We start from the raw sequence: 7,960 nt of genomic DNA, 5'->3' as shown, positions 1-7,960 counted from the left end.
AACCGATCAGGTGGTAGATTCGGCCGCCGGAGAGCGCCTCCGGACGCCGTGGGAGATCCTGAGACCTCGTTCCACACCCGCACCTCATGTCTTGAAAGGCCCGCCGTCCGACAGCATGACCGCCCGGTCCTGGCGGCTTAGCTATCAGTCCCGTCAGAACTCCTTGCGGGACTCGCGTTTCGGCCGGTGAGATCGCATTCTGGGCACCCTGGGAGATCGGCAGCCGAGTGCAACAGCGGTTGGAGTACGGGCGATGGGACGGTTTCCGCGGTGTCCATTCGCGGCGGCGATGCTCGACTCCGCCGCGGCGTGCCCCGGCTTCGTGGCCGAGGTGCTGCCGATCGCGGTGGAGCACCCCACTCCCGAACGCACCATGGCATGCGCCCACCTGGGATCGCAGCCCGCCGAGGCGCCGGGGCGCTGGGAACCCATCTGCCGTCACGCCGGGGGACTGCCCACCGGGGCTCTCCAGGCCGCCGCGCACATCCGCGCGGCGACGCGGGCGCGCCCGCTGGTGGCTCGACCGGGTCGCTGCTAGTGGTCCGTCGCCGACGTGATCTGGCGGAGGGCCTCGCGCCCACGCCGGACCTTGTCGATGATCCGGGCGGCCCGTGAGCGGCATCGCCGCGGGAGGGCACCCCCTGGATCAACAGACCATTTCTCAGCGTGCGAGACGCCGCTCCAGCTCGGCCTTGCGCATCCGCGAGTAGCCGCGCAGTCCTCGGCTGCGTGCCTCGTTGCGCAGCTGGGCAACCGTGCGTCCACCCGGGCCGCGGTGCGAACGCAGCCCGCCGCGGCGGCCCGAGGAGATGTCGTCGATCGACGTGCGGCTCGCCTGCCGCGCCTCACCGGCCCGCGCCCGCTCCTTGTTCACCGTGCGGGCGGCGATCTCCTCGGCGGTCTTCTCATCACGACCGCGGCTCTCGAGACTGTCCTTGATGTGCTCGTACTGGCGCTCACGGTGCGGACTCCAGCTCTGCTGCGGCATCGAGCTCCTCCTCCAGCGGCGGCCTCCGCCGATCCCGGCGCGGCACCGCCTCGCGCGTCTTGTTTTCATGTCATCTGATAGCGAAAATATCATCATACAAGCACTCCCGGCGGCCTGCTCACGGTGGTCACCAGGATGCCGCCGAGCGGCGCGGCGCCGGAGTGCTCGCCGCGGCGGCGCGGCGCCGGCAGGCGGCGCACTCGGCAAGATGCTCGGCGACGACCCGCTCGCTCCGCACGCTCAGCCGCGACCGGCCGATGACGTCGAGGAGGTGGCGGGTCATCGCGCAGCGGCTCGGCTCCTCGCCCTCGAGGCGGAGGTACTCGTCGCGGAAGCGGCGCCGTGCCCGGAAGAGCAGCGACTCGATCGAGCCCGGGCTCACCGAGAGCCGGTCGGCGATCTCCCGGTAGGAGAGGCCCTCGACCTCGCGCAGCACCAGGCAGACCCGCTGCTGTGCGGGCAGGCGCCGGGCCACCCGGCCGAAGAGCTCACGCGCGTGGGTCATCTCGAACGCGGCCTCGGGCTGGCCGGCGCGCCGCCCGTCCTCCTCCGACTGCATGGTCTCGCCGGTGATGTCGACGAGCTGCACCCGCCGTGATCCGCGCAGCTGGGTCAGGCAGATGTTGGTGGCCACGCGATGCAGCCACGCCATCACGTTGAAGCCGTCGTCGACGGTGTCGGCGATGCGCAGCAGCCGCAGAAACGCCTCCTGGACGACGTCCTCGGCCTCGCTCGGGTCGTGGAGGAAGCGCACCGCGAGGGCGCGAAGGCGAGCGTGGTGACGGGCGAAGAGGCGCTCGAATCCGCGCACGTCGCCGCCCCCGTAGGCCCGGAGGAGGCCGACGTCGTCGTCACCGAAGCGCTCGGCGGCGGCGGACGCCGTCATCGGGACCCGGGGACCGGGCCGGCGGAGGCGGTTGCGCGCAGGCCGCGCGGGACCGCGAGGGGAGCATTCATCGCCCGTCCTCCCTGGGCGCCGGGGTGATCCACCCCCCCTCTCACAGGGCGCCGAGATGTGTGACGTGGCCCGCCCGGCGAAACCTGCGCGGAAGGGGGTAAGAGAGTGGTAAGGAAAGGTGTCAGCCGGTCGCCACGACCCGGGCCGCGGCGGCCTCGGTGCGCTCGGCCCGGCGGGCGTGCAGGGTCGCGTTGAGGCTGATCGCGATCACCACCAGCTGGGCGAGCAGCGAGACGTAGGTGGCGATCGCCACCACGAAACCGAACACGAGGTAGCTGACCGTGAGCGTCGACGCCGCGTAGCGCAGGTAGACCGGCCAGATGAGGTTGAGCAGGGCGTTGCCGGCGGCGGCGAGCACCACCCCGGGGAGCACGTCGAGCCAGCGCTGCCGGCAGGTCGGGAGCACGCGGAGGACGAGCGTGAAGAGGGCGAGTCCGATCAGCACCCCGGCGACCGGCTGGAGGGTGAGCCGGGCGTTCACCGCCGAGCGGCCCACCCCCCCGGTGCGCTGCACCGCGGAGCCGAGCGGAAAGAGCAGCACCGACAGGAGGATGCCCGCGACCACCAGCGCCGCGAAGGCGAGCACGAGAGCGATGCCGAGGGCGCGCTGGCGGAGGTAGCTCCTCCCCCGGCCGCCGTAGATCACCGCGGTGGCGCTCTCCAGGCAGGCGAAGAGGCCGCTGCCGATCCAGAGGAGCCCGATCAGGGAGAGGATGCCGAGGGCGTGGCCGGACTGGTGCAGGTTGCCGATGAGCCCGGAGAGGAGCGCGGTGAGCGACTCCTCGCTCTGCAGCACCCGGGTGCCGGCGCGCGCGCCCAGCCGTGCGGGGGTCGGGGTGGTCGGAGCCGCGGGCTGTGGCAGCACCGCCTGGATGACCAGTCCGGCGAGCACGGCGATGGGGAGCAGCGCGAGCAGCAGGCGCAGGCCCACCGCGGCCGCCCAGTTCGGCCCGCCGGCGGTCCAGTAGCGCCGGGCGACGGCGATCGCGAGACCCCGACCGGTCCCGCCGCGCAGGCCACGATGTCGCATCGGCGACAGCCAACCACAGCCGGGGGTGCGCCGGGAAGCACCCCGGACGTCAGGGTGAGGGCGGTGCCGCCTCGAGATCGCCGGCGAGCGGGAGGCGGAGGGCGAAGGTGCTGCCCACCCCCGGCTCGCTCTCGACCAGCCGCAGGCTGCCGCCGAGCTGGTTGGCGAGCTCGCGGCTGATGTAGAGCCCGAGCCCGGTGCCGGGGGGGCCTCCCGGCCCGGTGGCGCGGGCGAACCGCTCGAAGATGCGGTCCCGCATCTCGACGGGGATGCCCCGGCCGTCGTCGGTCACCGAGACCGTCGCCTGGCCGTCCTCGGCGCCGGCCCGCACCGTCACCGAGGTGGCGCCGTAGGTGATCGCGTTGCCGAGCAGGTTGTCGAGGATCAGGGCCACGTGGTCGGAGTCGGCGACCACGGTGACGGGGTCGTCGGGCAGGGTGGCGTCGAGACCGGCGCCGGCGAGCTCGGCCCGGGCGGTGGCCCGGGAGAGGGCGGCGGTCACCGCCTCACGCACGTCCATGCGCCGGAGCGCGGCGGAGTGGCGGCCGGCGCTGAGCCGGGCGGCGAGGAGCAGGTCGTCGACGAGCCGGTTCATCCGGCCGGCGTGCTCGACGAGGAAGCCGAGCGGCCGGGTCCACGCCTCCGGGGGCTCGCCGAGCTCGCCCCGGGCGATCATCCCCGCGTAGCCGCAGATCACCGTCAGCGGCCCGCGAAGCTCGTGGACGATCGTGCTCACGAAGCCGTCCACGGCGTCGCTGGCGTCGCGGGCCTCCTGGTACAGGCGGACGAGCTCCGCCTCGGCCTGCTGGTGGCGCCACACCGCGCCCGCCGCCTGGGCGGCGCTGCGCAGCACCCGGACGTCGTCCGCGGTGAAGCCGCCGCGCTGCGAGTCGAGCGCCGTGAGCGTGCCCACCGGGGTGCTCCCCGCCCGCCAGCAGACGGCGATGGCGTCGGTCACGCCGAGGGCTTCCACCGCCTCCGCGAAGGGTGCCATCTCCGGGTTGGTGAGGTCGGTCGCGGCGTGGAAGGAGGCGTTGGCGTAGACGATCCGGCTGGCCAGGTCACGTCCCTCGGGCGCGCAGGCGACCGGGCCGACCGCCGCCAGCTCGCCTGCGCTGAAGCCGTGGGCGTCCGCCTGGGGCGCGAGCCACCGGCCGGACGGGTCGAGCAGGGCGAAGGCGACCCGCCGGGCGCCGACCAGGCCGGCCACGGTCGTGGTCAGGCGGCCGAAGAAGTCGGTGACGCCGGCGCTCGACTCCAGGTGCTCCTGCACCGCCCGCTGGGCGAGGTAGCCACGGGTCCAGGCGTCGGGCATGGGCGCGGCGGCGGCGTCTTCGGTGTGAGCGGCGCTCACATCTTCTCCTACGCTGACCGGGACGATTGTCCGCATTATGCGGCCTCATCAAAGGCTCCACCGTTGAGGAGATATCACAGTGTCGCAACGTCGACGGTGCAGCCTCGCCCGGCGAGCAGCGTGAGGGTCAGGCGGGCCGAGGCCGGATCCCACGACGAGCCGGCGAGGCAGCTCCCGGCCGCCCCCGGGGGGCCCAGGGTGCCGGCCGGCCACGCCACCTCCACCGCACCCTCGCCGTGGCCGGCGGCGACCTCCAGCGCAAGGTGCCCGCGGAGCCCGTCGCCGCGCCCCCCGCGCACCCCCGGCGGCGCCGCGACCGCGTAGGGACGGGCGAGGTGGCGCAGGTACTCGCGGTCGATGGCGCCGCCGCCGGCGTCGCGGATGCCCCACGAGAGGCTCTCCCGCCACTGCCACCAGGCCCAGCCGGTGGCGCGGTCGTCGTAGGCGTCGAGGGCGGTGTCGGCCCAGGCGGCGGCGCGGGCCTGGTGATGGTCGATGCCGAGCTCGCCGGTCCACATCGGCGCCGGCACGGCGGCGGCCTCGGCGGACTGGCCCGCGATGCGCCGCTCCACCGGCCCGCGGTCGCCGTCGAACGCCGGCGGGACCAGCGCCCCGGTGTAGAGGTGGGGGGAGTAGACGAGGTCTCGGGCATGGAGCGGTCGCACCGTGGTCGGGAGGTCGCCGAAGAGGGTGCCCTCGACGATGAGGAGATGGTTGGGGTCGACGGCGCCGATCGCCGCCACCGTCCTGGCATAGAGCGGCCAGAGGTAGTGGTCCTCGAAGATCCGCGGCGGCAGCGGCAGCGGATGGGGCTCGTTGACCAGGTCGTAGCCGGCCACGCCGGGGTCGTCGCGGAAGCGCCCGGCCACCGCCCGCCAGGTGGTGGTGTAGTCGGCCTGCCAGTCGGGGGAGAGCCAGAAGTAGGTGACCGCCGCGTTCACCGCGGGGGAGAGGTGCTTGCGCCACGACTCCCACGGCCACCATTGCGCCTCCGGCACCAGCGGCAGCGCCGCCCACGCCGGCGCGCCGGAGCCGCCGAACCGCGGCCCCCAGTCGAGGAAGTGCATCTCCAGGACCACGTGGAGGGCGTGGCGCTCGAGCATCGCCACGGTCGCGGCCACCGCCTCGAGGTAGCCGCGGTCGATCTCTCCCCGGCGCGGCTCCAGCCGCGACCAGGCCAGCGGCAGCCGCACCACGTCGAAGCCCTCCCGCTGCATCAGGGCGGCGTCGTCCTCGTCGAGGGAGGCGTGGCGCACCCCGTCCTCGAGGAGGGCGTCGCTGTTGAAGCCGCGCAGGAGCACGGTGCGCCCGCCGGCGTCGACGATCCGTCCTCCCGCGACGTGGAGCCAGCCCAGCCCGGCGGCGGCGGCGCGGTGGGGTGGGGGCAGGCGCACGGTGAGAGCGTCGACGGGTACGTACGCCCAGCCCACCCCGGCGAGCGGAAGCAGCAGGAGGGCGATCCAGAGGACCGGTCCGCCACCGCGCTGGCGCCGCCGGGGGCGGCGGAGCTGCTGTCGTCTCGAGAGGGCCACGTGCAGGGACGGGATGGTGGCAGACTCGGCGACCGTGACCGACACCGACCTCGACGCCTACTGCCGCGAGCACCAGCCGCGCTTCCTCGACGAGCTGATCGAGGCGTGCCGCATCCCCAGCATCTCCGCCGACCCCGCCCACGCCGCCGACGTGGTGCGGAGCGCCGAGTTCCTCGCCCGGGCGGCCCTCGACGCCGGCTTCACCCACGCCGAGCTGTTGCCCACCGCCGGCCACCCCGCGGTCTACGCCGAGCGCACCGTCGACCCGGCGCTGCCCACCGCGCTGATCTACGGGCACCACGACGTGCAGCCGGTCGACCCGCTCGACGAGTGGGTGTCGCCGCCCTTCGACCCGCAGGTGCGCGACGGCGCCCTCTACGCCCGCGGGGCGGTCGACGACAAGGGCCAGGTGTGGATGCACCTCAAGGCGGTGGAGGCCCACATGCGGGTGCGCGGCAGCCTGCCCCTCAACCTCAAGCTGATCGTCGAGGGCGAGGAGGAGATCGGCTCGGTGCACTTCGACGACCTCGTCGCCCGCGAGCGTGACCGCCTCGCCGCCGACGTCGCGGTGGTCTCCGACACCCCGATCTTCGCCCGCGGTGTGCCCTCGCTCTGCACCGGCCTGCGCGGCCTCGCCAACGTCGAGGTCGAGGTGACAGGCCCCGGCCTCGACCTTCATTCCGGCAACTTCGGCGGCGCCGTCGCCAACCCGGTCGAGGTGCTGGCCCGGATGCTCGCCAGCCTCAAGGACCCGGTCACCGGCCGGGTCACCGTCCCCGGCTTCTACGACCGGGTGCGCGAGCCCTCGGCGGACGAGCGGGCCCAGTTCGCGGCGCTGCCCTTCGTGGAGGCCACCTTCCTGGAGGAGGCGGGGGGAGCGCCGGCGACGGTGGGTGAGGAGGGCTGGTCGACGCTGGAGCGGCTCTGGGTGCGTCCCACCCTCGAGCTCAACGGCATCTGGGGCGGCTACCAGGGTCCGGGCTCGAAGACGATCGTCCCCGCCCGGGCCGGCGCCAAGATCACCTGCCGGCTGGTGCCCGACCAGGAGCCCGCCGAGATCGCCGGGCTCGTCGCCGCCGCGGTGCGCGCCGCCGCGCCGGCGGGGGTGCGGGTGCGGGTGACCTGCGAGGCGGGGGGGCGGCCGGTGGTCACTCCCAGCGACCATCCCGCGCTCGACGCCGCCCGGGCGGCGATGCGCCACGGCTTCGGCGGCGAGCCCGCCCTGATCCGGATCGGCGGGTCGATCCCACCGGTGGCCACCTTCCAGGAGGTGCTCGGGATCCCCGGCGTGCTGATCGGCGTCGGGCTGCCCGACGACCAGATCCACGCCCCCAACGAGCGCTTCGACCTCGACCAGTACGCCCGGGGGGTGCGGGTGATCGCCCGCCTGTGGGAGGAGCTGCCCCGCAGCCTCCGGCCGGCCCTGACCTGATCGCACCCGCCGGGGTGCGAGGCGGGAGCGTGAGCGCTCCCGCCTCGCGAGCCGGCTAGGTGGTGCGACGGCGGCGGATCGCGAAGGCCGCGACGGTGCCCAACCCCGCGAGAAGGAGCGTCCCCGCGGACAGCAGGGGAAGGTCGGCCCCCGTGGTCGGAGCACTGGCCACGGTGGGGTTGGAGGCGGAGACCGCGCTGACCTCACCCGTGGTGGTTCCGGCGGTCGATGTGGTGGTGGTCACCACCGGGGTTGCGGTGGCGCTGCTCGAGGGCGTCGGAGTGGCGGTGGGGCGAGGCGTGGCGGTCGGCGTCGGGGTGGCGGTGGGCGACGGGCTGGCGGTCGACCGGGGTGTCGCGGTCGGCGATGGGGAGGGGAGCGCGCAGGGGACCTGGCTCAGGGCCAGGGTCGCCAGGTTGGTCCGGCCGTACCCGTCGCTCCACGCGCCCTTCACCGTGAGCGACACGCTCGCGGGAGCGGGCCTCGCCACCAGGGTGGCGACGGAGACGTGGCCGAGCCTGCCCAGGGTCAGGGTGTGGCCGGCACCGGAGAAGCCGCTCACGAAGCCGGTCTGCGACCCCTCGGCGACGAATGTGACGGTCTCGGTCAGGTTGTAGTCGTTGGTGATCAGCGCGGTGACCGAGAGGACGTGGTCGGCAGTGCATG

Annotated in this window: 8 protein-coding genes; 2 read left to right on the top strand and 6 right to left on the bottom strand. The window is 74.3% G+C overall.

Going from position 1 to position 7,960, the window contains the following annotated elements:
• Positions 1 to 253: 253 nt before the first annotated feature.
• Positions 254 to 538, top strand: coding sequence for a hypothetical protein (locus tag VGL20_17875; protein ID HEY2705555.1), 285 nt, complete (start codon positions 254 to 256; stop codon positions 536 to 538).
• A 123-nt stretch (positions 539 to 661) separates the two neighbouring features.
• Here VGL20_17875 and VGL20_17870 read toward each other — a convergent pair whose 3' ends face one another.
• From VGL20_17870 to VGL20_17850, 5 genes are all read right to left on the bottom strand, one after another.
• A complete protein-coding gene (locus VGL20_17870) occupies positions 662 to 988 on the bottom strand; it encodes a Rho termination factor N-terminal domain-containing protein (GenBank protein ID HEY2705554.1) in 327 nt (108 codons plus the stop codon).
• A gap of 127 nt (positions 989 to 1,115) precedes the next feature.
• Complete coding sequence (locus tag VGL20_17865; GenBank protein HEY2705553.1) at positions 1,116 to 1,874, bottom strand: RNA polymerase sigma factor; 759 nt, start codon at positions 1,872 to 1,874, stop codon at positions 1,116 to 1,118.
• A gap of 193 nt (positions 1,875 to 2,067) precedes the next feature.
• Positions 2,068 to 2,976 (bottom strand): YhjD/YihY/BrkB family envelope integrity protein, encoded by a 909-nt coding sequence (locus tag VGL20_17860; GenBank protein HEY2705552.1) that lies wholly within the window; start codon positions 2,974 to 2,976, stop codon positions 2,068 to 2,070.
• A 49-nt stretch (positions 2,977 to 3,025) separates the two neighbouring features.
• The gene (locus tag VGL20_17855; protein ID HEY2705551.1) at positions 3,026 to 4,330 is read right to left on the bottom strand and encodes an ATP-binding protein; all 1,305 of its coding nucleotides are present in this window, start codon (positions 4,328 to 4,330) and stop codon (positions 3,026 to 3,028) included.
• A gap of 74 nt (positions 4,331 to 4,404) precedes the next feature.
• Positions 4,405 to 5,907, bottom strand: coding sequence for a cellulase family glycosylhydrolase (locus tag VGL20_17850; protein ID HEY2705550.1), 1,503 nt, complete (start codon positions 5,905 to 5,907; stop codon positions 4,405 to 4,407).
• On the opposite strand from VGL20_17850, the gene VGL20_17845 reads away from it, so the two are divergent.
• On the top strand, positions 5,897 to 7,294 hold the full coding sequence (locus tag VGL20_17845; GenBank protein HEY2705549.1) for a dipeptidase: 1,398 nt from the start codon (positions 5,897 to 5,899) through the stop codon (positions 7,292 to 7,294). The genes VGL20_17850 and VGL20_17845 overlap by 11 nt on opposite strands.
• Positions 7,295 to 7,349: 55 nt before the next feature.
• On the opposite strand, the gene VGL20_17840 is transcribed toward VGL20_17845, so the two are convergent.
• A partial coding sequence (locus VGL20_17840; GenBank protein HEY2705548.1) for a hypothetical protein occupies positions 7,350 to 7,960 on the bottom strand: 611 nt, incomplete at its 5' end.

Source organism: Candidatus Dormiibacterota bacterium (assembly GCA_036495095.1).
Taxonomy (GTDB): Bacteria; Chloroflexota; Dormibacteria; order Aeolococcales; family Aeolococcaceae; genus CF-96.
Note: the sequence above shows the minus strand (reverse complement) of the source record. Positions and strands in the feature narration are given on the sequence as shown.